The organism is Mycolicibacterium hippocampi (assembly GCF_010723735.1).
In the GTDB taxonomy this organism is placed as follows: domain Bacteria; phylum Actinomycetota; class Actinomycetes; order Mycobacteriales; family Mycobacteriaceae; genus Mycobacterium; species Mycobacterium hippocampi.
The window spans coordinates 1,092,689-1,116,703 of the sequence record NZ_BLLB01000002.1 but is presented as its reverse complement, the minus strand read 5'-3'; the positions used below and the strand labels follow the sequence as shown (position 1 = coordinate 1,116,703).

Annotated in this window: 19 protein-coding genes; 8 read left to right on the top strand and 11 right to left on the bottom strand. The window is 69.1% G+C overall.

The genetic code is table 11. The annotated features are described in order from the left end of the window. Positions 1 to 5: 5 nt before the first annotated feature. Entirely contained in the window at positions 6 to 4,283 is a 4,278-nt protein-coding gene (locus G6N53_RS06445; RefSeq protein ID WP_205390525.1) for an alpha-(1->3)-arabinofuranosyltransferase, read from the top strand. A gap of 80 nt (positions 4,284 to 4,363) precedes the next feature. On the opposite strand, the gene G6N53_RS06440 is transcribed toward G6N53_RS06445, so the two are convergent. From G6N53_RS06440 to G6N53_RS06430, 3 genes are all read right to left on the bottom strand, one after another. Next, positions 4,364 to 5,257 (bottom strand): RNA polymerase sigma-70 factor, encoded by an 894-nt coding sequence (locus tag G6N53_RS06440; RefSeq protein WP_163887726.1) that lies wholly within the window; start codon positions 5,255 to 5,257, stop codon positions 4,364 to 4,366. Beyond that, positions 5,254 to 6,435, bottom strand: coding sequence for an NAD(P)/FAD-dependent oxidoreductase (locus tag G6N53_RS06435; RefSeq protein ID WP_163887725.1), 1,182 nt, complete (start codon positions 6,433 to 6,435; stop codon positions 5,254 to 5,256). The genes G6N53_RS06440 and G6N53_RS06435 overlap by 4 nt, the downstream gene beginning before the upstream one ends. 92 nt (positions 6,436 to 6,527) lie before the next feature. Continuing rightward, positions 6,528 to 7,649: an acyltransferase family protein gene (locus G6N53_RS06430; protein ID WP_163895538.1), complete on the bottom strand. Its 1,122-nt coding sequence runs from the start codon at positions 7,647 to 7,649 to the stop codon at positions 6,528 to 6,530. Between the two features lie 280 nt (positions 7,650 to 7,929). Here G6N53_RS06430 and pgfA point away from each other — a divergent pair, with 280 nt between their 5' ends. Together pgfA and G6N53_RS06420 are read left to right on the top strand one after the other, a co-directional pair. Further along, positions 7,930 to 9,135, top strand: a complete 1,206-nt coding sequence (pgfA, locus tag G6N53_RS06425) for a cell envelope lipid trafficking protein PgfA (protein ID WP_163887724.1) — start codon at positions 7,930 to 7,932, stop codon at positions 9,133 to 9,135. A gap of 23 nt (positions 9,136 to 9,158) precedes the next feature. Further along, complete coding sequence (locus G6N53_RS06420; RefSeq protein WP_163895536.1) at positions 9,159 to 10,892, top strand: MmpA family trehalose lipid delivery protein; 1,734 nt, start codon at positions 9,159 to 9,161, stop codon at positions 10,890 to 10,892. Here the strand turns inward: G6N53_RS06420 and G6N53_RS06415 are convergent. The 4 genes from G6N53_RS06415 to G6N53_RS06400 all read right to left on the bottom strand — a co-directional run bounded on the left by G6N53_RS06415 (position 10,859) and on the right by G6N53_RS06400 (position 13,436). Beyond that, positions 10,859 to 11,110, bottom strand: a complete 252-nt coding sequence (locus tag G6N53_RS06415; protein WP_163887723.1) for a hypothetical protein — start codon at positions 11,108 to 11,110, stop codon at positions 10,859 to 10,861. The two genes, G6N53_RS06420 and G6N53_RS06415, sit on opposite strands and share 34 nt — an antisense overlap. A 19-nt stretch (positions 11,111 to 11,129) precedes the next feature. Further along, positions 11,130 to 11,987 carry an oxygenase MpaB family protein gene (locus G6N53_RS06410; RefSeq protein ID WP_163887722.1) on the bottom strand — a complete coding sequence of 286 codons (858 nt, stop codon included), beginning with the start codon at positions 11,985 to 11,987 and terminating at the stop codon, positions 11,130 to 11,132. Next, entirely contained in the window at positions 11,984 to 12,178 is a 195-nt protein-coding gene (locus G6N53_RS06405) for a hypothetical protein (protein WP_163887721.1), read from the bottom strand. The genes G6N53_RS06410 and G6N53_RS06405 overlap by 4 nt, the downstream gene beginning before the upstream one ends. A gap of 97 nt (positions 12,179 to 12,275) precedes the next feature. Further along, positions 12,276 to 13,436 carry a glycosyltransferase family 4 protein gene (locus G6N53_RS06400; protein WP_163887720.1) on the bottom strand — a complete coding sequence of 387 codons (1,161 nt, stop codon included), beginning with the start codon at positions 13,434 to 13,436 and terminating at the stop codon, positions 12,276 to 12,278. A gap of 35 nt (positions 13,437 to 13,471) precedes the next feature. Here G6N53_RS06400 and G6N53_RS06395 point away from each other — a divergent pair, with 35 nt between their 5' ends. Both G6N53_RS06395 and G6N53_RS06390 read left to right on the top strand, forming a co-directional pair. Next, the gene (locus tag G6N53_RS06395; protein ID WP_163887719.1) at positions 13,472 to 14,239 is read left to right on the top strand and encodes a class I SAM-dependent methyltransferase; all 768 of its coding nucleotides are present in this window, start codon (positions 13,472 to 13,474) and stop codon (positions 14,237 to 14,239) included. Positions 14,240 to 14,320: 81 nt separating this feature from the next. Beyond that, the gene (locus G6N53_RS06390; RefSeq protein ID WP_163887718.1) at positions 14,321 to 15,793 is read left to right on the top strand and encodes an aldehyde dehydrogenase; all 1,473 of its coding nucleotides are present in this window, start codon (positions 14,321 to 14,323) and stop codon (positions 15,791 to 15,793) included. 77 nt (positions 15,794 to 15,870) lie between these two features. Here the strand turns inward: G6N53_RS06390 and G6N53_RS06385 are convergent, their stop codons facing one another. The 4 genes from G6N53_RS06385 to G6N53_RS06370 form a co-directional block, all read right to left on the bottom strand. Continuing rightward, complete coding sequence (locus G6N53_RS06385) at positions 15,871 to 17,706, bottom strand: acyl-CoA dehydrogenase (protein WP_163887717.1); 1,836 nt, start codon at positions 17,704 to 17,706, stop codon at positions 15,871 to 15,873. A 74-nt stretch (positions 17,707 to 17,780) separates the two neighbouring features. After that, positions 17,781 to 18,302 (bottom strand): dihydrofolate reductase family protein, encoded by a 522-nt coding sequence (locus G6N53_RS06380; RefSeq protein WP_163887716.1) that lies wholly within the window; start codon positions 18,300 to 18,302, stop codon positions 17,781 to 17,783. Between the two features lies 1 nt (position 18,303). Beyond that, a complete protein-coding gene (locus tag G6N53_RS06375; RefSeq protein WP_163887715.1) occupies positions 18,304 to 19,263 on the bottom strand; it encodes a helix-turn-helix domain-containing protein in 960 nt (319 codons plus the stop codon). 58 nt (positions 19,264 to 19,321) lie between these two features. After that, on the bottom strand, positions 19,322 to 20,164 hold the full coding sequence (locus G6N53_RS06370; RefSeq protein WP_163887714.1) for an arylamine N-acetyltransferase family protein: 843 nt from the start codon (positions 20,162 to 20,164) through the stop codon (positions 19,322 to 19,324). Positions 20,165 to 20,347: 183 nt separating this feature from the next. Here G6N53_RS06370 and G6N53_RS06365 point away from each other — a divergent pair, with 183 nt between their 5' ends. Genes G6N53_RS06365 through G6N53_RS06355 form a run of 3 tightly spaced genes read left to right on the top strand, consistent with a single transcriptional unit; the run spans position 20,348 to position 23,984 of the window. After that, entirely contained in the window at positions 20,348 to 21,091 is a 744-nt protein-coding gene (locus G6N53_RS06365; protein WP_276000015.1) for a 1-acyl-sn-glycerol-3-phosphate acyltransferase, read from the top strand. Positions 21,092 to 21,094: 3 nt separating this feature from the next. After that, positions 21,095 to 22,729: an acyl-CoA ligase FadD12 gene (gene fadD12 / locus G6N53_RS06360; RefSeq protein ID WP_163887712.1), complete on the top strand. Its 1,635-nt coding sequence runs from the start codon at positions 21,095 to 21,097 to the stop codon at positions 22,727 to 22,729. Positions 22,730 to 22,736: 7 nt separating this feature from the next. Beyond that, positions 22,737 to 23,984 (top strand): alpha/beta hydrolase, encoded by a 1,248-nt coding sequence (locus G6N53_RS06355; RefSeq protein WP_163887711.1) that lies wholly within the window; start codon positions 22,737 to 22,739, stop codon positions 23,982 to 23,984. Positions 23,985 to 24,015 lie beyond the last annotated feature (31 nt).

The window sequence follows — 24,015 nt, the reverse complement described above, 5'->3', positions numbered from 1 at the left end:
CGCTCCTGCGCTCCGCCGACAGCCGATCCCGCCCCGGAACGTTCGAGCCGCTCTCCCGGCGCTGGCTGTGGGTGGCCGCGGCGGCGGCGCTGGTCCTGACGTTCGCCCAGTCACCGGGACAGATCTCACCCGACACCAAGCTCGATCTCACCGCGAACCCACTGCGCTTCCTGACGCGCGCCTTCAGCCTGTGGAACAGCGACCTGCCGTTCGGACAGGCTCAGAACCAGGCCTACGGCTACCTGTTTCCGCACGGCACCTTCTTCCTCGCCGGCGACCTGCTCGGCGTCCCGGGCTGGGTCACCCAGCGGTTGTGGTGGGCGCTACTGCTCGTCATCGGTTTCTGGGGTGTGCTGCGGGTCGCCGAAGCCCTGAAGATCGGCAGCACCACGTCGCGGGTCATCGCCGCGGCCGCCTACGCGCTCTCACCGCGGGTGCTCACCACCATCGGCGCGATCTCGTCGGAGACGCTGCCGATGATGCTGGCGCCGTGGGTGCTGCTGCCGATGATCCTGGCATTGGGCGGGATCGGAGGGGTGGGCAAGACCCAGGGCGGGGCGGGCAAAGGCCGGAGTATGCGGGTGCTGGCCGCGCGCTCCGGGCTGGCCATCGCGCTGATGGGCGCGGTCAACGCCGTCGCCACGCTCACCGCGTGCCTGTGCGCAGTCGTGTGGTTGGCCTGCCATCGCCCGAACGCCACGTGGCGGCGTTTCACCGGGTGGTGGCTGCTGTGTGCGGCGCTGGCCGTCACATGGTGGGTCGTCGCGTTGGTGCACCTGGGCCGGATCAGCCCGCCGTTCCTGGACTTCATCGAGTCCTCCGGTGTCACCACCCGCTGGATGTCGCTGACCGAGATGCTGCGCGGCACCGGTGCGTGGACACCGTATGTGGCACCCACCGCCACCGCAGGCGCACCGCTGGTCACCGGTTCGGTCGCGGTGCTGGCGACGACGCTGGTCGCGGCCGGCGGCCTGGCCGGCCTCGCGATGCGGACGATGCCCGCGAAGGGCAGGCTGATCACGATTCTGACGGTCGGCATCGTGGCGCTGGCCGCCGGCTACAGCGGCGGTTTGGGTTCACCGGTCGCGCAGCAGGTCCAGGCGTTCCTCGATGCGGACGGCACGCCGCTGCGCAACCTGCACAAGCTGGAACCGCTGCTGCGACTGCCGTTGGTGCTCGGTCTCGCCCACCTGCTGGGGCGGATCCCGCTCCCCGGCAGCGCGCCGCGTCCCGTGTGGCGCGATGCGTTGGCCCACCCGGAGAAGGACAAGCGTGTCGCCGTGGGCGTGGTGGTGCTGACCGCGCTGGTCGCCGCCACGTCGCTGGCCTGGACGGGCCGGCTGACACCGCCCGGGGCGTTCGACGCGATCCCGCGGTACTGGCACGAGACCGCGGACTGGCTGGACGCCCACAACTCCGCCTCACCCGTGGCTGGCCGGGTGCTCGTGGTTCCGGGGGCGCCGTTCGCCACGCAGGTCTGGGGCAACAGCCACGACGAGCCGCTGCAGGTCCTGGGCGGCAGCCCGTGGGGTGTTCGCGATTCCATCCCCCTGACCCCGCCGGAAACGATCCGCTCACTGGACTCCGTGCAGCGGCTGTTCGCGGCCGGGAGGCCGTCCGCCGGTCTCGCGGACACCCTTGCACGACAAGGTATTTCCTACCTGGTGGTGCGCAATGATCTGGATCCTGACTCCTCCAGGTCGGCGCGTCCCATTCTGGTTCACCGGACGATCGACGGTTCGCCGGGCCTGACGAAGGTGGCACAGTTCGGTGAGCCCGTCGGACCAGGCAGCCTGGAGGGCTTCGTCGCCGACAGCGGGATGCGGCCGCGCTATCCCGCGGTCGAGATCTACGCGGTGGACGGCGCCGCCGACGCGGCTGCTCCGTACGTGGCCGATACCGACTCGATGGCGCGCGTGGACGGCGGACCCGAAGCGGTGCTACGGCTCGACGAGCGCAGAAGGCTTTCGGGTGAGCCACCATTGGGGCCGCTGTTGCTGACTTCGGACGCGCTACGGGCCGGGCTGTCCGCGCCGGTCGTGACCGTCACCGACACCCCGCTGGCACGCGAAACCGACTACGGCCGCGTCGATGACCACTCGTCGGCGATCCGTGCCGCCGGGGATCCCCGCAACACGTTCAATCGGGTTCCCGACTACCCCGCCGGTGACACCGAACCGATCTACGGTCAGTGGGTCGGCGGGCGCGTCTCGGTGTCCAGTTCGGCATCGGATTCCACAGCGCTGCCCAATGTCTCGCCGGCCACGGCGCCGCCTGCGGCCATCGACGGCGACTCGTCGACCAGCTGGGTTTCCAACGCGCTGCAGAGCGCGGTGGGCCAGTGGCTGCAGGTCGACTTCGACCGCCCGGTGACCAATGCCACCCTCACGATCACGCCCAGCGCCACCGCTGTCGGCGCCCAGGTACGTCGGCTCGAGGTGGCCACCGTCAACGGCACCACCACGGTGCGGTTCGACGAGGCGGGCGAACCGGTCACCGTCGCGCTTCCCTACGGCGAGTCGCCCTGGGTGCGGATCACCGCCGTGGCCACCGACGACGGTTCTCCCGGCGTGCAGTTCGGCATCACCGACTTCACCGTCACCCAGTACGACGCCAACGGTTTCGCCCATCCGGTCGATCTGCGCCACACCGTGCAGGTCCCCGGCCCACCACCGGGTGCGGCGGTGGCCCAATGGGATCTGGGATCGGAATTGCTGGGCCGCTCGGGTTGCGCCGAAAGCCCGACCGGGATCCGTTGCGCCGCAGCTGTTGCCCTGGCCTCCGAAGAGCCGGTCAACCTGAGTCGGACCCTGACCGTGCCAGAGCAGACCGAGGTCAGCCCGACCGTCTGGGTGCGCGCCCGCCAGGGCCCCAACCTCGCCGACCTCATCGCAGAGCCCGGAACCGTCAGAGCTGCAGGTGATTCCGATCCCATCGATGTTCTCGGCTCGGCGTACGCGGCCACCGACGGGGATCCAGACACCGCGTGGACCGCTCCGCAGCGCATCGTACAGCCAAGGACCCCGCCCACCCTCGAGCTGACGCTTCCCGCCCCGCAGGACGTGGCGGCACTGCGGGTGACGCCGAGTTCGTCGGAGCTACCCGCGCATCCGACGATGATCGCCGTCGACCTCGGGGACGGACCGCAGGTGCGTCGCCTCGGCCCGGGCACCGAGACAGTGCGACTGAAATCCCGCGTCACCGACTCGATCACGGTGTCGCTGCTGGACTGGCACGACGTGATCGACCGCACCGCACTGGGTTTCGACCAGCTAAAGCCTCCTGGGCTGGCAGAGATCGTGGCTCTTGATGCGCGCGGTGCGCCGATCGCCGCCGCCGACGCGGCCGCCAACCAGGCGCGGACCATCAGCCTGGCGTGTGGCCGCGGCCCGATCATCGGTGTCGCCGGGCAGTTCGTGCAGACCTCGGTGAACACCACCGTCGGCGCGCTACTCGACAACGAACCGATCCCGGCACGGCCCTGCAGCGGGCCGATCACCTTGCCCGTCGGCCAGCAGGAGCTGCTGATCAGCCCGGGTCCGACGTTCATCGTCGACGGGGTTCAGCTGGCGAGTCCGCTGGCCGACCGACTGGGCTCGGCCACAACGGCTTCCGTCGAAACGAGCCGCTGGACCAGCGACCACCGCGATGTCGTGGTGCCGGCCTCGGGCACGACCCGGGTGCTGGTGGTCCCCGAGAGCGTCAACCCGGGGTGGAGCGCCCGCAGCGGTGACGGCGAGCGGCTGACCCCGGTGACCGTCAACGGCTGGCAGCAGGGCTGGGTACTGCCGGAGGGCACCGCAGGCACCGTCACGCTGGGCTTCGACTCCAACTCGACCTACCGGGCAGGCCTGATCGGTGGCCTTGCCCTGCTTCCCCTTCTGGTCGCGCTGGCGTTCCTGCCATCCCGACGTCCCAGGGCACCCGGTGTCGCCGCCCGGCCGTGGCAACCGCCGGCGGTCGCGCGCGGTGCCGCGGTCGTGGCTGTCGGCGCACTGGTCTCCGGGATCGTCGGCGCTGTGGTGGCCGGCGGCCTGCTCGGCCTGCGCTACCTGCTGCGTGCGCACGAAAAGGTTTGGAATGCAACGGTGGTCGGCACCGCCGCGACCGGGTTGATCCTTGCCGGTGCGGTCCTCAGTCAGAATCCGTGGCGCTCGGTCGACGGGTATGTCGGGCATTCCGCAGGCGTGCAGTTCCTGGCACTGTTGTCCGTTGTCGCGGTAGCCGCCTCGGCGGTGTCACGCACCGAAAGGGCGGACTCGCCCGACGACGAGGAGGGTTGACATGACGAGCCCGGCGGGCCGCGCAATCGGGCAAGCGGCGGGCAGCGCAATCGGGCCAAGTGGCGGGCCGCGCAATCGGGCTAACGCGCGATCGTCCGGGGGACGGTGATCGAGGGAAGCTTGTCCGGGTTGGCGATCGCGTAGAGGCGGGAGATCCTGCCCTCCCTGATCTCGATGGTGAAGACGGCTTGCAACTGGTCGTCGGAGTAGACCAGCACTGCCGGTGCGCTGTTCGCGGTGACGATCTCGTATCGCATGCCGGGCAGTCCTCGTCGCATCCCACCGGTGATCGCCGCGGCCACCTTGTCCGCGCCCGTGATCGGTCGGCGCGCGGCACCCGCCCTGCCGCCGCCGTCGGCAGTCGCGGTCACGTCCGGCGTCATCAACGACATCAGTCCGTCCATGTCGCCAGTTGTGGCCGCGGTCAGGAACTGCTGGGTGATCTCGGCGGCATAGCTCGAATCCACGGGTTCGAACCTCTTACGGCGCGCGTGGACGTGCTCGCGCGCCCGGTGGGCCACCTGGCGCACTGCCGCTACGGATTTTCCTACCGCTTCGGAGATTTCGTCATAGTCGAAGTCGAACACGTCGCGTAGTACGAATACCGCGCGCTCGTCGGGGGTGAGCGTCTCGAGGAGCACCAGCATGGCCATGGTCACCGACTCTGCGAGCACCACGTCGGCTGAGGCGTCGCGGCCGTCGAGCAGCAACGGCTCGGGCAGCCATGGTCCGACGTAGTCCTCGCGGCGGCGGGCGCTGGCGCGCAGCGACTTGAGTGCTTCGCGGGTGACGAGCTGAGCCAGGTACGACTTGGTGTCACGCACCGTCGCCAGATCCACCTGCGCCCAGCGTAGATAGCTCTCCTGCAGCACGTCGTCGGATTCCGTTGCCGAACCGAGGATTTCATAGGCGATGGTGAACAGCAGCGGGCGCAGATGGGTGAAGCGCTGTGCGTGCTCGTCTCCTGCCGTCACATGACCACCCCGGGCACCGGCGCCGGTTGCGACGGCCGTTCGCCGCCTTTGCGCCAGACAGCCGAACCGGGCTTGCGGGCCTCCCGGCGCAGACCCCACAACGTCCCTCTGGTGACCATTTCCTTGAAGGCGCCTGGGAAGCGGCCGCGGAGGTGGAAATCGACGGGTGTGTCGTCCTGGCGGGTGAACTGCATGACTGCGGCACGGCGTCCCAGCCCCAGGCAGGATCCCGAGTACGCCAGCTGCAACTGCTCCGGCAGCTCCCCGGCGATCCGGCTGAGCACCGTGTCGGCGGCGGTGCCGGCCGTGGGACCCGCGGTGTAGCAGGCCATCCGCAGCGCCTGGCCTGACGGCGCGACGGCGTCCCCGCCGGCCATCACGCGGTCGTCATCAACGCTGGTGAGCGTCTCGTCAGTGATCAGCCGACCGAGCGCATCGGTGGTCAGGCCGCTGCGGGCGGCCAGATCGGGCACCCCGAAGCCACCCGCCCAGATGGTGATTGCGCTGGGTCGTACTGCTCCGTCGGCGAACACCACGGCATCGCGCCGCACCTCGGCCACCGAGTCGGATTCGCGCACAACGACGCCGTTTCTGCCCAGCCAACGGGCGATCGATCGCCGAGCCGGCTCGCCGAATGAGGGCGCCAGTCGGCCGCCACTTACCAACGTGACGGTTCGGCCGCGCTCGACCAGCTCGGCGGCCATCTCGATTCCGGTGAGCCCTGCACCGACGACTGTGACGGGGTCGTCGGGTTCGGCGGCGTCGAGAGCTGAGCGTAGGACTTGCGCCGATTCCAGTTCGGCCATCGGATAGGCGAATTCGACTGCGCCGGGTAGCTGCTTCGGCACCGCGGCGGTACTGCCGACGGTGTAGATGACGTAGTCGTAGTCGAGATCCTCACCCGAGCCCAGCAGCACTTTGCGGCCGACGGTGTCGATCCGGGTGGCGGTATCGACCACCAGTCGCACGCCGCGGCCGAGCAGCGTGCGGTAGTCGGCGGTGGCGTCGCCGGTACCGGCGACGAGCTGATGTAGCCGGAGACGCTGGACGAATTGCGGACGCGGGTTGACGAGGGTGATGTCGATACCGGTGTTCTGCTGCAGACGGTTGGCCGCCAGGGTTCCGGCGTAGCCGCCGCCGATGACGACCACCCGATTCGTTTGCTTGTGTTCAGTCATGCCCTTGAGATCCCGCCGGCGCCGCCGATGTGACAGAACCGCCGTGATGGTGACACAGATCACACATCCGGTCCAGCGCCTGAGGGTCGAAACTAGCGCGCGACGGCCGGTTCGGTCTGGTCGTCGACCGAACTGTCCAGCGGCGTCGGATCCACCCGTCGTTCCCAGCGGCGCAACGCATTCCGGCACGGGGATTCCACCAGCGCGTAACTCACCGCGGCGATCGCGAAGCCGAACACCACCGTCAGCACCAACACGACCGGCATGTGCCCGTTGAACGCGAACTCGCCGATCACCGGGAAGACCATGGCCAGCGCGGCCAGGTGCCAGACGAACAGGCCGTAGGACCACCGCCCCAGGGTCACCATCGTGGGGCTTCCCAGCAGGGTATGTGAGGTGTCCGGCCGGTCGAGCACCAACGGCGCCAGCAGCGCCCCGGCCACGATCGCGCCCATCGCGGTCTTGAGGACGAACTGGTCCACCGTGCCCGGGGTCAGTCCTTCCGGACCGGCCGCCGGGGAGGCAGCCACCAGGAACGCCACCGCCGCGATGACCGCCATCACCACGCGGCGCCGGGCCAGGCGGTGCATCCACCCGACAGGGCTGACCGTCAACTCCGCGAGCAGCATTCCGGCCGCGAACCACGACAGAAACGCCGGTGGCCAGTTGAGCGGGTTGACCCCGAACGCCGGCTCCGCGGGGATCAGCTGCCACATCACCGCCCAGCCGAGGCTGACGACCGCGGCCGCGGCGATCACCCCGATGCGGGCGCGCACCGGAACCCACCGCACCAGCAGCGCCAGCAGCGGAAGGGCGATGTAGAAGGCCACTTCCACTGACAGGCTCCACATCTGGGTCAGGCCGGCGGTCAGCGTGAACGGCACATAGATCTGGGTCAGGGTCAGGTTCGCCAGCCACACCGTCAGATCGGGGTCGGCGTCGGGAAGCAGGGTCAGGATCACCACGACGGCCACCAGGTAGCCCGGCATGATGCGGACGATGCGGGAGCGCAGGTAGTGGCCGGTCGAGGGCCGCGAACGCAGTCCGCGGGCAGCCGCGGCATGCCCGCGCCACAGCAGGAACCCCGACAGCGCGAAGAACACGGCGACCGCCAGGTCGAATCGGCCGAGCAGCCTTCCGGAGATCCCACCGGTGTTGCCGGTCTGGAAGGCGACGTGGGTGACGACGACCCCGATGGCCGCGCAGGCACGCATGCCTTCGACGGCGGGCAGGAACCCACGGGTTCCTCCCACGGGGCTCGGTGGCGTCGCCGTGACGGGGGTGGTCACGAAGAATAGTGTGCCCGCCCGGTCGACCGGCCGGAATACGGGTAGTCATGACGCGGCGTCGCGCCCGAAGGCGGCTGTCGCCAACACGTCGCAGTAAGCGACGACCTCAGCTTGTGCTGTTAGGGTCGAACGGGTTTTTGATCGTCACCGGCAGCCCGACACACCGAGGTAGGGGCTGGTGGCGGTGCGCGAAGGGAGACACGGATTGAACCGCGCAGTTGCGTTGCGGATCGCCGCGTGCGGGATCATGGGCCTCGGTGCCGCCCTGCTCATCGCCGCGTTGCTGCTGTCGACTTACACCACGAGCAGAATCGCCAAGATCCCGCTGGACATCGACGCCACCCTCGTCAGCGACGGCACCGGCGACGCATTCGATCCGGCATCGCTGCTCGGTGAACAGTTCATCGTCAACGAGGACATTCCGTTGGTGATGCAGGAGCAGATCAGCGTGGAGTCGCCGTCGAACGCCGACGTGGTGACCCTGCAGGTCGGCAACACGCTCCGGCGCAGCGATCAGCAGCAGGACAACGGCCTGCTGCTGGCGATGGTCGACACCGTCACCCTCGACCGCAAGACGGCCCTCGCGGTCTCCAGCGAGAGCAATCCCGGCGGCGCCGTCCAGAAGCCGCGGGCGATCGAGGACGAGAATCCGCCGACCAACATCGCGCTGCCGCACGAGGGGCTGTCGTACCGCTTCCCGTTCGATACCGAGAAGAAGACCTACCCGTACTTCGACCCGATCGCCCAGCAGGCCTACGACGCCAACTACTCCGGTGAAGAGGACGTCAACGGTCTGACTGCCTACAAGTTCACCCAGAACGTCGGCTACGACGCCGACGGCGAACTCGTCGAGCCGGTCAGATACGCCTCGCTGTACGACGACGACGCCGACAGCCAGGCAACGGCGCCGGCCCGCCTGTGGGGCATCGAGGGAGACCCCGAGGAACAGATCACGATGTCGCGGTACTACGCCGCGCAGCGCACGTTCTGGGTGGATCCGGTGTCGGGCACGATCCTCAAGCAGACGGACCGGGCTTACCACTACTACGCACGGGACGCTCTCGAGCCCGAGGTGACGTTCGCGGATTACAGCGTGACCACCAACGAGGAGTCGGTCGAGGCCCAGGTGGCCGCCGCCCAGGACGAGCGTGACCGGGTCGCGCTGTGGGGCCGGATCCTGCCGATCACATTCACCGCGCTGGGGCTGATCGCCCTGGTCGGTGGCGCCCTGCTGGGGACGTTCAGCCTCCGCGCAGAGTCCCTGCTGATCGACCCCGGTCTCGACGACACCGGCCAGCGGTTCTTCGGCGGCCGCGGCGACGAGGGGGAACCCGTCCCCGGCGCGGAAGCCAAGACCGAGAAGCTGCCCGCGCAGCGGCCGTCCGATCTGCCGCCGGACAAACCGGTCTGATCGCCCGCTCCATTCCGCGCCTGCTGGCGCCGGCCTACGCGTTGGTGCTGACCCTCGCGGTGACGGGGCCGCTGCTCGCGCCCGGCTACCTGCTACTGCGCGACGCAGTCTCCACCCCCCGGTCCCATCTGTCGGATTCGGCGCTCGGGCTGTCCCAGGCCGCGCCGCGGGCGTTGCCGCAGGATTATGCGGTCGCGCTGGCGTCGGCGGTGTTGGACGGCGGCGTGGTGGTCAAGGCGCTGCTGATCGTCGGCCTGTGGTCGGCGGGCTGGGGGGCGGCGCGGCTGGCGGCCACCGTGCTGCCCGACGCCGGCCTCGCCGGGCAGTGTGTCGCGGTCACCGTCACGATCTGGAATCCCTATGTTGCAGAGCGACTCCTCCAGGGGCACTGGAGCCTGCTGGTGGGCTACGGCTGTCTGCCGTGGGTGGCCGCGACCGTGCTGTCTCTGCGCGGCCACCCCACCTCGCCGGAACGGTATTCCAGCAGCGAAAGTCCAGGAAAAACCCTGCTGGAATACCGTTCCGGCGGGAAAGTGGCGGCGCTGGTGTTCTGGATTGCGCTGGCCGGGCTGACCCCCACCGGGTTGATGTTGGCCGCGACGACCGCGCTGGCCGCGGCATCGGCATCCGGCGACGGCCGGTCCAGGACATTCTGCGCAACAATCGGCCTGGGCGCAGCCGCGGCCGCCGCGCTGCCGTGGCTGGTCGCCTCCGCTGTGGCGGATGGGTGGGCCGACACCGCCGCCGAACCCGGGGTGACGGCGTTCGCGGCGCGTGCCGAGCCCGGGCTGGGCACGCTGGGAAGCCTGGCGAGCCTGGGCGGTCTGTGGAACGCCGAAGCGGTGCCGGCCTCGCGGACAACACTTTTTGCGCTGGTGTCGGCAATGGTGCTGCTGGTTGTGGTCGCGGTGGGCGTGCCGCTTCTGGTGCGCCGCCGGGTTGCGATGCCGCTGCTGGTCGTGGCCGCGGCGGCGGTCGTGGCGCCCGCGCTGATGGCGACGGGCCCGGGGATCGCCGTGCTGGAGGCGCTGATCCGCGCGCTGCCAGGACTGGGTGTGCTCCGGGACGGCCAGAAATGGGTGGCGCTGGCCGTGCCCGCCTACGCGGTGGCGGGTGCTGCCGCCGTGGTCACGCTGCGACCGCGGATCCCGGCGGTTGCGACGGCGACGGTCTGCTGCGCCGCGCTGATCGCGACACTGCCCGATCTTGCGTGGGGTGTGGGTGGCCGGGTGACGCCGGTGCGCTATCCCCCGGGGTGGCAGGCCGCGGCCGCGGTCATCAACGCCGATCCCCGCCCGGTCGCGGTGCTGCCTGTGGACAGCATGCGCAGCTTCGCGTGGGCCGGTGACGCCCCGGTCCTCGATCCGCTACCGCGGTGGGTGCGCGCCGACGTGCTCAGTACCGGCGACCTGACGATCGCCGGTCGCACCGTGCCCGGCGAGGGTGTGCACGCCCGTGAGGTCCAGCGGCTGCTGCTCGCCGGGGCCGACCGGGAACGGCTCGCGGCCGAGGGTGTGGGCTGGGTCGTCGTGACCGGCGGCGGACCGGCGCTGCGGATGCCGGTGGCCTACCGCGACAGCGACATCACGGTCTATGCCGTCGGCGGGGACGAGCCGGCCTCTCCACACCGCACCGTGATGCTCGCCGCGCACAACGTCTGGCTGGGCCTGCTGGTCGGCGGGCTGGCCGGGATGCTGGTGTTCGGGTTGCGCAGGCGGGTTGGTCAGGCCCCGCAGACCGCCGGCAGCACCAGGTAGACGGGCCACAACCCGGCGACGATCAGGTAGGCAGCCATCCCCGCGCCGGCGGGCAGCCACGGCTGCAGCACGCCCTCGAGCTGCCGGAGCTCGTCGGTCTGGAAGTAGGCCCACACCAGACCGACAGCGACATAGGGGATCGCCAGCCACAACGCCGCCTCGATGGCGTCGGCCACGCTCACCTGCTTGCTCAGCAGGCGACGCGTGGCTTGACGCATCCCGGGCACCGTCGCCTCCTCAGACCAGTCGGCGCTGGCGGCGCACACGCATCCGGACATCGGCGAGCAGCACGTGGCTGCCGCCCTGCCTCACGAAACCCGGCAGGAACCGGTTGGCGAACGCCACGAACAGGAACAACCGCTCGAACCAGCGTTGCCGCGCCGGACCCCACGACAGGCCGAGCGCGTCTCGGAACACCGGCGCCAGAAAACCTGCGGTCAGGAACTTCAGCAGCGGCCGGAACGGAAAAGCCAGCACCGGGTTGATCATCCGCAGGTTGACCAGGTCGAGCAGGTAGGCGCGCACGACGTCGTCCACGTCGACGAGTTCGCACGCCGCGTCCCAGTAGCGGTCGAAGTCCGCCCGGGTGGCGGGCCACTGGTCCGCGCTGACCTGCAGCGTGGTGCCCAGCGGCCACGCCGAGGTGTAGAACTGTTCGGCCTGCGCGGGGGTCATCTCGCCGCGCAGCAGTTGGTAGGTGTCCTCGATGCCCACGAACAGGCAAGCCGCCACCCACATCTGCAGGTCGCGGTCGAATGCGTGGTATTGCACCGGGCTGTCCGGTCCGGACCTGACATGGCGGTGCACCGCATCGACGGCGTCACGGAAGGCCGCGCGGTCCTCGTCCGAGCCGAGCACCGCGACGGCCAGGTACTGGAACGTGGTGCGGGCCCGCTTCCACGGATGCTTCATCAGGTTGCCGGAGTCGACCTTGCTCTCGACGACGCCGTACCCGACGCCGGGGCGCGACAGCTGCATGATCACGTTGGCTGCGCCCGCGGCGAACGACCAGAAGTCCATGGCATCGGCGGCGGTCACCGGGCCGTCGCTCCAGCGGGCGGTCCGCCGGGTGATGCGAATGCGGTTCCCGGTCATGTCGTGCAGACGTCGGGGATCAGCAGCAGCGGCCACAACAGGATGGCTCCGAGGTCGACGGACGCGCCGCTGCGTGCCAGCGCCACCACGACGCCGATCACCAGGTACGGCGCGCCGAGCAGCAGCGCGGTGCCGATCCATTCGGCGACGGTCATCCGGTAGTCCAGAACCCGTCTCGCCGCCCCCAGCATGGGCACTATGTTAACGGCAGTACGGGCGTGCGGCGACGGTTTCACCGGATGAATCTGCACTTGGTGGACGTGTGGTGACGCAGATTGTGAATGGTGCTCAGATGACGCCGCTGACAACGTGGCCGGCGTATGCGGACTCCAGCACCACCCGCATCGCGGCGGCACTCTGCTGCCACGAGAACTCACCGCTGCGCACCTGCGCCTTGACGCCCAACTGCTCGCGCAGGACCTGATCGGACAGCATCCGGTCGAGGCCGTCGACCAGACCGTCGAGGTCGTCGACGAGCAATCCGGTGACGCCGTCGACGACGGAGTCCGCCAACCCCCCGGAGGCGCGGTAGCCGATGGTCGGCACTCCGTGCTGGGCGGCCTCGACGACAGCCAGCCCCCAACCCTCCTTGCGGGAGGGCAGCACGTTCACCCAACTGCGCTGCAGCACGGCGTGTTTGGTGTGGTCGTCGGTGTGGCCGTGGAACGTCACCGCATCAGAGATGCCGAGCAGTGCGGCATGGTCGACGAGCCGGTCCGCCCACCAACCGTCCCCGAGCACGTCGAGGTGCAGCCCGGGTATCCGGGAGCGCAGCCGGGCGACCGCTCCGAGCGCGTCCTCGATCTGCTTGTGCGGTACCAGCCGGGACAGCACGACGACCCGCGGGGTCGTCGACCGTGCCTGGGTCAACGTCGCGCCCGGGGCGGCGTCGACACCGTTGCGGACGATCGCGACGCGGTCGGAGCCGACGCCGAGCAGCGCGAGATCACGCGCCGACGGCAACGACACCGTGACGTACTGGTTGCGTCGGTGCAGGCGCGGCGACAACCAGGATTCGACGAACCACCCGATGCGGCTCATCACCGGCCCCGCCACCGGCCACTGCTCGCGGTGACAGTGGTGCACCAGCACCACCACTCGTCGGCCGTACACCAGCCGGGCCAGGAAGGGCAGCCCGTTCTGGGTGTCGACGACGACGTCCGGGCGCACGTGCCGCAGCGGGCCCAGGCCGATCACGGCCGCGGCCATCGCCAGGCCGGCCCAGACATACACCGAGTAACTTCCGCCGACGCGCTGGATCTCCACCCCGTCGACGGTCTCGCGCCGCGCGGAGCCGGGGTAGCGGGCGGTGCGCAGCGTGACCCGGACCCCGGAGCCGGCGAGCTGCGCACCGATGCGTTGCAGGTAGGCCTCGCTGCCGCCACCCTGCGGATGGCCGGTGTCGCGCCAGCACAGCAACAACACTGATCGCAGGGGTAGGTCAGACATCGGGTTCAGAGTAGTCGGGTCCTAGGGTGACCGAGATGGCGGCAACTGACCTTCTGGCCCGGCGGGCGACGTTGTCGCGGTCGCTTCGGCTGCTGTCGGAGTTCCGCTTCGAGCAGCGCGAACCGAACCGGTTCTACGGCGCGCTCGCCGACGACACCGTCGCGATGGTCACCGATCTGTGGACAGCGGTCCACGGCACCGCCCCCACCGGCAACACCGTGCTGGACGTCGGCGGGGGGCCCGGCTACTTCGCAGCGGCGTTCACCGGGGCGGGCCTGCGCTACATCGGCGTGGAGCCCGACCCACGGGAGATGCACGCCGCAGGCCCCCGGCTGCAGCGTCGGGAAGGGGCTTTCGTCCGGGCCTCGGGCACCGCGCTGCCGTTCGGCGACGGCAGCGTCGACATCTGCCTGTCCTCCAATGTCGCCGAGCACGTACCCGAACCGTGGCGCCTGGGCGAGGAGATGCTGCGGGTCACCCGGCCCGGCGGGCTGGTGGTGCTGTCCTACACGGTGTGGCTGGGCCCGTTCGGCGGCCATGAGATGGGCCTGACGCACTACCTCGGTGGCCGTCGCGCCGCCGAGCGCTACACCCGCAAGCACGGCCACCGGCCCAAAAACGACTACGGCTCGTCGTTGTTCGCGGTGTCCGCCACCGACGGGCTGAAGTGGGCTGCGAGCACCGGCGCTCTGGTCGCCGCATTCCCCCGCTACCACCCCCGATGGGCATGGGGTGCGGTCCGGGTGCCACTGCTCCGTGAGTTCACAGTGAGCAATCTGGTGTTGGTGTTGCGGCCGTCGTGAGGGGCTGAACTGCAACAGGTTCTCGTTTGGCCGATCGGTGGGTAATGTGACGGGCATGACACCGCGCACGCGAGGAGCGATATGACCCAGAGCACTGCCTTCAAGACCGAGTGGGACAAGTTGTTCATCGGCGGCAAGTGGGTCGAGCCGGCCACCTCGGATGTAATCGAGGTGCACTCCCCCGCCACCGGCGAACTGGTCGGCAAGGTGCCGCTGGCGTCAGCGGCCGACGTCGACGCCGCCTGCGCGGCAGCCCGCAAGGCCTTCGACGACGGACCCTGGCCGCAGATGACACCGGCGGAGCGCGCCGAGATCCTGGGCCGCGCGGTCAAGATCATGGAGGAGCGCGGCGACGAGCTGAAGTTCCTGCTGGCCGCCGAGACGGGCCAGCCGCCGACGATCGTCGACATGATGCAGTACGGCGCCGCGATGTCGTCGTTCAACTACTACGTCGGTGCTGCCGACAAGTTCACCTGGCAGGACATCCGCGACGGTGTCTACGGCCAGACGCTGGTGGTCAAGGAGCCGATCGGTGTCGTCGGGGCCGTGACGGCGTGGAACGTGCCGTTCTTCCTGGCGGCCAACAAGCTCGGGCCCGCACTGCTGGCCGGCTGCACGGTGGTGCTCAAACCGGCCGCCGAGACCCCCATGTCGGTGTTCGCGATGGCCGAGATGTTCGCCGAGGCCGGGTTGCCCGAAGGCGTGCTGTCGATCGTTCCCGGCGGCGCCGAGACCGGACGCGCCCTGACCGCGAACCCCGAACTGGACAAGTTCACCTTCACCGGCAGCTCGGGCGTCGGCAAGGAGGTCGCCAAGATCGCGGCCGAGAAGCTCAAGGCCTGCACGCTGGAACTGGGCGGCAAGTCCGCGGCCATCATCCTCGAGGACGCCGACCTGGATTCGACACTGCCGATGCTGGTGTTCTCCGGGCTGATGAACTGCGGCCAGGCCTGTGTCGGCCAGACCCGGATCCTGGCACCGCGGTCGCGTTACGACGAGGTCGTGGAGAAGTTGTCCGCAGCCGTCGCGGCGATGCCGATCGGGTTGCCCGACGATCCGGCCGCGATGATCGGCCCGCTGATCTCGGAGAAGCAGCGCGAGCGTGTCGAGGGCTACATCAAGAAGGGTGTGGACGAGGGCGCGCGCGTGGTCACCGGCGGTGGTCGACCCGACGGCCTGGACAGCGGCTGGTTCGTGCAGCCGACGGTGTTCGCCGACGTCGACAACTCGATGACCATCGCCCAGGAGGAGATCTTCGGGCCGGTGCTCGCGGTGATCGCCTACGAGGACGAGGACGACGCGGTGCGCATCGCCAACGACTCCGTCTACGGGCTGGCCGGCAGCGTCTACACCACCGACAACGACAAGGCACTGCAGATCGCCCGCAAGATCCGCACCGGCACCTACGCGGTCAACATGTACGCGTTCGACCCCGGCGCCCCGTTCGGCGGCTTCAAGAACTCGGGCATCGGCCGGGAGAACGGCCCCGAGGGCATCGAGGCCTACACCGAGGCGAAGAGCATCCTGCTGCCGTTCGGCTACACGCCGGCCTGACAACGCCTCGAACGTACGGTTTCTGACGGATTTCCACCGATTCCCGTCAGAAATCGTGCATTCGGCGCCGCGGCGCCTCAGAAGGCGTCTTCTGACAGCTCCATCGCGGTGAGGTCGACGGCCTTGAGGATCGCGCTCTGGGCGGTCAGCCTCGGCAGGACGTTCTTGGTGAAGAACTTCGCGGTCGCGACTTTTCCGGTGTAGAAGGAACGGTCGCGGTCGCTGACGTCACCGTCGAGTGCGGCCAGAGCCACCTCGGCCTGCTGCAGCAGCAGCCAGCCCAGCAGCAGGTCGCCCACCGCGAGCAGGAATGGCACCGACTCCAGGCCGAGCCGGTAGAGCTGCTGAGGATCCTGCTGCGAGTCGACCAGGTACCCGGTCATCGTGGCGACCATCGCCTCCACGTCGGCCACCGCGGTCGCCAGAAGTGTTCGCGCCTCGCCGAGTTCGGGGTGCGCCGCGCTGTCGGCGAGGAACTCGCGCATCCGGCCCACCACGTGCATCAGTGCCCCGCCCTGATCCCTGGCGATCTTGCGGAAGAAGAAGTCCTGCGCCTGGATCGCGGTGGTGCCCTCGTAGAGCGAGTCGATCTTGGCGTCGCGGATGTACTGCTCGATCGGATAGTCCTGCAGGAACCCCGATCCGCCGAGAGTCTGCAGCGACTCGGTCAGACACTGGTAGGCGCGCTCGGAGCCCACACCCTTGACGATCGGCAGCAGCAGGTCGTTGACCCGGCCCGCCATCGCGGCGTCGGCACCGGAGACGATCCCGGCAGCGACGACGTCCTGGTGCGCCGCGGTGTAGAGATACAGCGCCCGCAGACCCTCCGAGTAGGCCTTCTGGGTGAGCAGCGCGCGACGGACATCGGGATGGTGGATGATCGTGACCCGCGGGGCGGCCTTGTCCGTCATCTGTGTCATGTCGGCGCCCTGCACGCGGGTCTTGGCGTAGTCGAGCGCATTCAGGTAGCCCGTGGACAGTGTGGCAATAGCCTTGGTACCCACCATCATCCGCGCGTACTCGATGACCCTGAACATCTGCGCGATGCCGTTGTGGGTGTCATCGACCAGCCACCCGACGGCAGGGGTACCGTGTTGACCGAAGGTCAGTTCACACGTCGCGGAGGCCTTCAGACCCATCTTGTGCTCGAGGCCGGTGACGAACACCCCGTTGCGTTCACCCGGCTCCCCGGTCTGCGGATCGAAGTGGAACTTCGGTACCAGAAAGAGGCTCAGGCCCTTGGTGCCCGGCCCGGCTCCCTGCGGCCTGGCGAGTGTCACGTGGATGATGTTCTCGAACAGATCGTCGGTGTCACCGTTGGTGATGAAGCGCTTCACCCCGTCGAGGTGCCAGGTGCCGTCGGGCTGCTGGACCGCCTTGGTCCGGCCCGCGCCCACGTCCGAACCGGCATCGGGCTCGGTGAGCACCATCGTGGCGCCCCAGTTGCGCTCGATCATCAGCGACGCCCAATGTTGTTGTTGCTCATTGCCGATGGCGTAGACGATGTCGGCCATCTTCGGCCCGGCCGAGTACAGGAACACCGCCGGCTGAGCTCCGAGCGCGAACTCGTTGATCGCCCACTCCACCATCGATGGCGCGGGAACCCCGCCGATCTCCTCGGCCATGCCGATGCGGAACCAGTCGCTGCCGTGCCAGGCCCGGAACGACTTCTTGAACGGGTCGGGGATGCTCACGGTGTGCGCCGCGGGATCGAACGTCGGCGGATGCCGATCGGTTTCGGCGAAGGCCTCCGCCAGCGGTCCTTCCGCGAGTTTGGCGGCCTCGTCGAGCATCTGGTGCACCGACGCCCCGTCGAGGTCGCCGAACTCGCCTGTGGCCAGCACCTTCTCCAGGGACAGCATCTCGAAGAGGTTGAACTTCAGATCGCGAACGTTGCTCCGGTAGTGGCCCATGGTGCGCCCTCCATCCAGCTTGACACTTCGCCGCTGTGACGAGTTTGCCAAAGCCTACGACAGAGCGGAGCCGATCAGGGCTTCCGCCAGTGTGCGCATACGAAATCTGCGTTGCGGGCGGAGGAGACCAGGGTCCACTCGGAGCGGATCGGCAGCAGGCGGGAACCGGCGCCGAGGGTGCAGGGGGCGTAGCAGACGATCATCTCGTCGATCAGGTCCGCCGCCGCGAACTGCGCCGCGGTATCTCCGCCGCCGACCAGCCACAGGTCCTTGCCTGCGGCCGCGGACACCAAGGTCGGATAGAGGTCGGCGACGTTCCCGTCGAACGTCGTGACGGGGTGCCCGTCGGCGACGATGCCGGTTCGGTGCGTCAGCACCCACGACGGCTGTGCGTACATCCACTCGCCGGGGTGATTGTCCACGATCCACTGGTAGGTGTCGGCCCCCATCACCAGCGCGCCGACGTTCGTCATGAACGGCTCTATCGCGAACGGGCCCTCGGAGTCGATGTCACGCTTGGTCAACCAATCCAGGCTGGCGTTCTCGTCGACGATGTAGCCGTCCAGGCTGGAAGCGGTGTAGTACACGCAGGCCATGTCAGGTTCCTCTCATCCATTCGAGTGGGTCACCGCGCCGGGCAGAGATGCCGTGGCCGGCCAGCATCGCGCGGGCCAACTCGCGGCGGTGCGCGGAATAGCTGAGTACGTGCGCGACGATCCCGTACAGCTGGAACGACTCCGGTGGGTCGCACAGCGCGTCGATCACGGTGTCCCCGAGCCGACCGGCCGCGGAGTACTCGGAAATCATTGCGGCCCAGCGCTTTGCGATCTCATCGTGGTGCGCCGCGAGGGCGCCGGCGTCGACCAGGGCCGGCTGCGTCGACGATCGCGGCGGGAAGTCCTCGCCGGCGATCGTGGCCAGCCACACCTCCTTGGTCCACACCAGCGCGCCGAGCACTGCGCCCACACTGGGTTCGGGTCCGTCCCACTCCAGCACCGTCTGTCCCGGCGCGACCTCGGCGACCCACTGTTGCGGGGTCAGCTGCGCGGCCCGGGCGAGCAGATGGGCGGTGTCGTCGAGGTCGTGGGCCACCATCAGCCGCGTCACGTCCGGGGTCTCGGCATCGTCGACGCCCCCGGTGGCCGGTGAGCTGTCCAACCACAGCGACTGCGGCGGGTGAAAGTGCAGGCCGTTGGGTGCGGGCAGCCGGAAATGCACGTCAGCGGCCTGCGACGGCGGCAGTCCGTAGGTGCGGCGGAAAGCCCGGGAGAACACTTCGGCCGACGACCAGCCCTCGTCGGCCGCCACCGCGGACACCGCCTCGCCGCGCTGCAGCCGCCACGCCGCACGCTCCAGCATGACGCGGCGACGCAGCGCGGCCGGGGACTCTCCGGTCAGCCGACGGACCTCCCGCGAGAAGTGGAACTCCGAGGCGTAGCTGCTGCGCGCCATGTCGCCCACGTCGCTGTTCGACGCGTCGGTGACCGCGTCGAGCAGCTCCCGGAGCCGGTCGCGGCCGGCCTGCGGGAGTTGCGGGTCGCCTTGTGGATCGGTCACGGTGTCCGAGTATCGTCCGGCGCCGCCGCGGGGGACATGACTTTTCCTGCTGTGTGGCTCAGCTGTCGAGGACCTGGTCGACCCGGGCTTCGACGGCGGTGCGGTCTCCGAGGTCGGACAAATCGATGCCGAAGCGGTCCGCCAGCACCTCGAGTACCTGTGCAGCGCTGTCCAACCGGGTCTTCTGGGTGCCGTCGGCGCGGTGCACGGCGAGATGCCGGCCGCGCAGGTTCCAGCGCGCATCGTCGGTGACCAGCGCCGCCGACAGCCCGACGACGAACCCTGACGCGGGGTGGGTCGAGACATACCAACTGCCGACCTCGAGATCGATGCGGGGCTGCGGGCGCGGGCTCAGCAGATAGAGAGGCTGCCACTCGCCGCGGACCTCGGCCTGCAGTTCGAACCCCTCGGAGTGGTCGAGCAGCCGGTAGGGCTCGTGGCGGGTCTGCTGCACCGGGCCGGCGGTCAGACGGATCGGGGATGTCAGGGTCTGCCCACCGAACCCGACGTCGACGAGGTAGGGACCGTCACCGTCGGGCAGGCGCACCGAGAGCACCTGGTGGGTCTGCGCCGGCAGCGTGTCGTCGGACTCTTCCCGCATCCAGACCACCCGCCCGGCCAGCCGCGCCACGTCGTAGCCCAGCTGGTCCAGCACGTAGCCCAGCAAACCGTTGTGCTCGTAGCAGTAGCCGCCGCGGCGGCGGTGCACCAGCTTGTCGGTGAGCGCTTCAGCGGACAGATCGGCGACCGGGATACCCATCAGCGGGTCCAGGTTCTCGAACGGGATGGAGCGGTTGTGCGCGGCGACGACGTCGCGCAGCGTCTCGAGGGTGGCCCGGACGCCGCCGGTGTCGCCGGTGTAGCCGATGCGGGCGAAGTACGCGGTCAGGTCGGTGGCCATCTCGCCATCGTGCGCCCTCAACAGCGCTTAAGGTCAACAGCGATGCATGACGGCCGTGAGCACTGGGTACACTGAAAAACTAGAACACGTTTCAATCCGAAGCCGAAGGGGGCCACGGTGAGCTCGTCAGATGCGACGCCGTCCGAGATCACCAAATGGGACCCGGTGCTCACCGAGCGGGTGATGGGCCTGCTCAAGCTGTTCCTCAAGGGCTGGCACCGCGCCGAGGTGCGCGGCCTGGACACCTTCCCGGCCGGCGGTGCCCTGGTGGTGTCCAACCACTCCGGCGGGCTGTTCGCCATGGACGTACCGGTGTTCGCCAGCGGCTTCTACGAGGAGTTCGGCTACGACCGCCCGGTATACACACTCAGCCACGACATGCTGATGGTCGGGCCGACCGGCACCTTCTTCAAGAAGACGGGTTTCATCCCCGCCAGCCACGAGAACGCCGACGAGGCGCTGCGTTCCGGTGGCGTCGTCGTGGTGTTCCCCGGCGGTGACTACGACGTGTACCGCCCGACGCTGAGCGCCAACAAGATCGACTTCGGCGGTCGCACCGGCTATGTACGGGCGGCGCTGAACAACGGGGTGCCCATCGTGCCGACGGTCGCGATCGGCGGGCAGGAAAGCCAGTTGTTCCTCACCCGCGGCACCGAGATCGCCAAGGCGCTCGGGCCCGTCGCGCGATTGTTCCGCACCAAGATCCTTCCGGTGTCCTTCGGCTTCCCGTTCGGCCTGTCGGTGGTGCTCCCGGTCAACGTGCCGCTGCCCGCCAAGATCACGATGAAGACGCTGCCGCCGATCCACATCACCGAGGAGTTCGGTGAGGATCCCGACATCGACGAGGTCGACGCGCACGTCCGGCGGGTGATGCAGCGCGCCCTCGACGAGTTGGCCAAGGAACGCCGGATCCCGGTGCTGGGCTGAGCGATGGCGATCACCGACCCTCTGACCAAAACCCTGGGCCTGATGTCGACGATGGTGCGTGCGGGCGTCATCGCGCCGATGCGTCCGGACAAGTACCTGCGGATCGCCGCGGCGATGCAGCGCGAGAACATGGCCATCACCTCCGGATTCGCCGGTGCGGCTCAGCGCTGTGGTGACCGGGCCGGGCTGGTCGACGAGCTCGGCATCCTGACCTGGCGACAGCTCGACCGGCGTGCCGACGCCCTGGCGGCCGCACTGCAGGCGCTCCCCGCCGGCCAGCCCGACGTCGTCGGGCTGATGGCCCGCAATCACCGTGGCTTCGTCGACGCCCTGATCGCCGCCAACCGGATCGGCGCGGATGTGCTGCTGCTGAACACCTCGTTCGCCGGGCCGGCCCTCGCCGAGGTGCTCGCGCGCGAGGGCGCGGGCAAATCGGTCGCGGTGATCTACGACGAGGAGTTCACCGAGACGGTGGACCGGGCGCTGGCCGACAGCCCGGATACCACCCGTGTCGTCGCGTGGACGGACTCTGCTGACCATCCGTTGACCGTCGAGCAGATGATCGCCGCGCACGAGGGCCAGGAGCCCCGGCGGGCCAGCGAGAAGGGTCGGACGATCCTGCTGACCTCGGGGACCACCGGAACGCCCAAGGGGGCCAGCCACTCCGGCGGCGATCCGAGCGTGCTGAAGGCCATCCTCGACCGGACCCCCTGGCGCGCAGAGCAACCCGTCGTCATCGTGGCCCCGATGTTCCACGCCTGGGGGTTCTCACAACTCGCCTTCGCGGCGTCGATGGCGTGCACGATCATCACCCGCCGCAAGTTCGACCCGGAGGCCACCCTGGATCTGGTCGACCGGCACCGTGCCACCGGCCTGTGTGTGGTGCCGGTGATGTTCGACCGCATCATGGATCTGCCCGAGGAAGTCCTCGACCGCTACAGCGGCCGTTCGCTGCGCTTCGCGTCGGCCTCCGGGTCGCGGATGCGCCCCGATGTGGTCATCGCTTTCATGGACCGTTTCGGTGACGTGATCTACAACAACTACAACGCCACCGAGGCCGGCATGATCGCCACCGCCACCCCGCGCGACCTGCGTGCCGCCCCGGACACCGCCGGTCGGCCCGCCGAAGGCACCGAGGTCCGCATCCTCGACAGCGAGATGCGCGAGGTGCCCACCAGAGAGGTCGGCGGCATCTACGTCCGCAACTCCACCCAGTTCGACGGCTACACCTCCGGCACCACCAAGGATTTCCACGAGGGTTTCATGTCCTCGGGTGACGTCGGCTATCTCGACGACGCCGGACGGCTGTTCGTGGTGGGCCGCGACGACGAGATGATCGTCTCCGGTGGTGAGAACGTCTATCCGATCGAGGTGGAGAAGACGTTGGCCGCGCATCCCGACGTGGCCGAGGCCCACGTGCTCGGTGTCGACGATGAGAAGTACGGCCAACGACTGGAAGCGTTTGTGGTGCTGAGGCCCGGCGCGTCGGCGACACCGGAGGTGCTCAAACAGCACGTCCGCGACAATTTGGCGAACTACAAGGTGCCGCGCGCCATCACCGTTCTCGACGAGCTGCCACGCAGCATCACCGGCAAGATCTCCCGTAAGGAGTTACAGGACCGGGCTGGGCGGGCATAGGCAAGCGATGGCTAAACGACGACCGCTGCTGCGCGCCCTTCTGGAGCTGGCCAACGCCGCCAACGGGGTGCGCCCGCTGGCCCGCGAGGGTTACTCCACCATCCCGGTGTTCGCGTTCGGCTGGCCGACCTCGGAGATGTCGCCGCTGTACCTGGCGGGCTCCGTGCTCGACGCGGCGCGGCGCGGCCTGCGCGGCGACTTCCGCAGTGGCCAAGGACGGATCGCGCTGCTGCTCACCGCCGTCACCTGGGGCCTGCTGTATCTGATCCACCGCCGCAACGTCGAATCTCAGCCGCACTTCGAGGACCCGCTTCGGGAAGCGCTCGGTGACGAGTACCCGGCGATCGCCGAGAAGGCGAAGCCCGACCGGCGCCGCGTCGTCGGGGTATGGCCCAACGAGCTGGTCCGGCGCCGCTACGTCGAGAAGGCCGGCACCATCCAGTACGGTCCGCACGGCGAGGTCAACCAGGCCGACATCTGGCGCCGGTCCGACCTGCCGCGTGACGGCAAAGCACCTGTGCTGCTGCAGGTTCCGGGCGGCGCTTGGTCGATCGGCATGCGTAAACCGCAGGCCTACCCGCTTCTGAGTCATCTCGCCGACCACGGCTGGATCTGTGTGTCGATCGACTACCGGGTCAGTCCGCGCAACACCTGGCCGGATCACATGGTGGACGTCAAGCGGGCATTGGCGTGGATCAAGGAACACATCGCCGAGTACGGCGGCGACCCGGATTTTGTGGCGATCACCGGTGGATCGGCGGGCGGGCATCTGTCCGCGCTGGCGGCGCTGACGCCGGGGGACCCGCAGTTCCAGCCCGGCTTCGAGGACGCCGACACGTCGGTGGTCGCCGCGGTGCCGATTTACGGCCGCTACGACTGGATCTCGGCGCAGGGAAGCGGTCGCAGGGAGTTCCTGGGCTTCCTGCAGAAGTTCGTCGTCAAGAAGCCGATCCTGGCGAACCGGGAGATCTACGCGGACGCGTCGCCGAGCTATCGGTTGCGGGCCGACGCGCCGCCGTTCTTCATCCTGCACGGCCAGGACGATTCCATCATCCCCGTCCCCGAGGGCCGGGAGTTCGCCGAAGCACTGCGCGCGGTGTCGACGTCACCGGTGGTGTACGCCGAGATCCCGCACGCCCAGCACGCTTTCGACTTCTACTACGGCTCGCCGCGCGCCCACTACACCGCCCAGGCCGTCGAGGAGTTCCTGTACTGGGTGCAGGCCAAGCGCAAGGTGGCGCCGGCTTCGGGCTAGGACGCGGCCGCAAGCTCGGCGACGCGTCGCT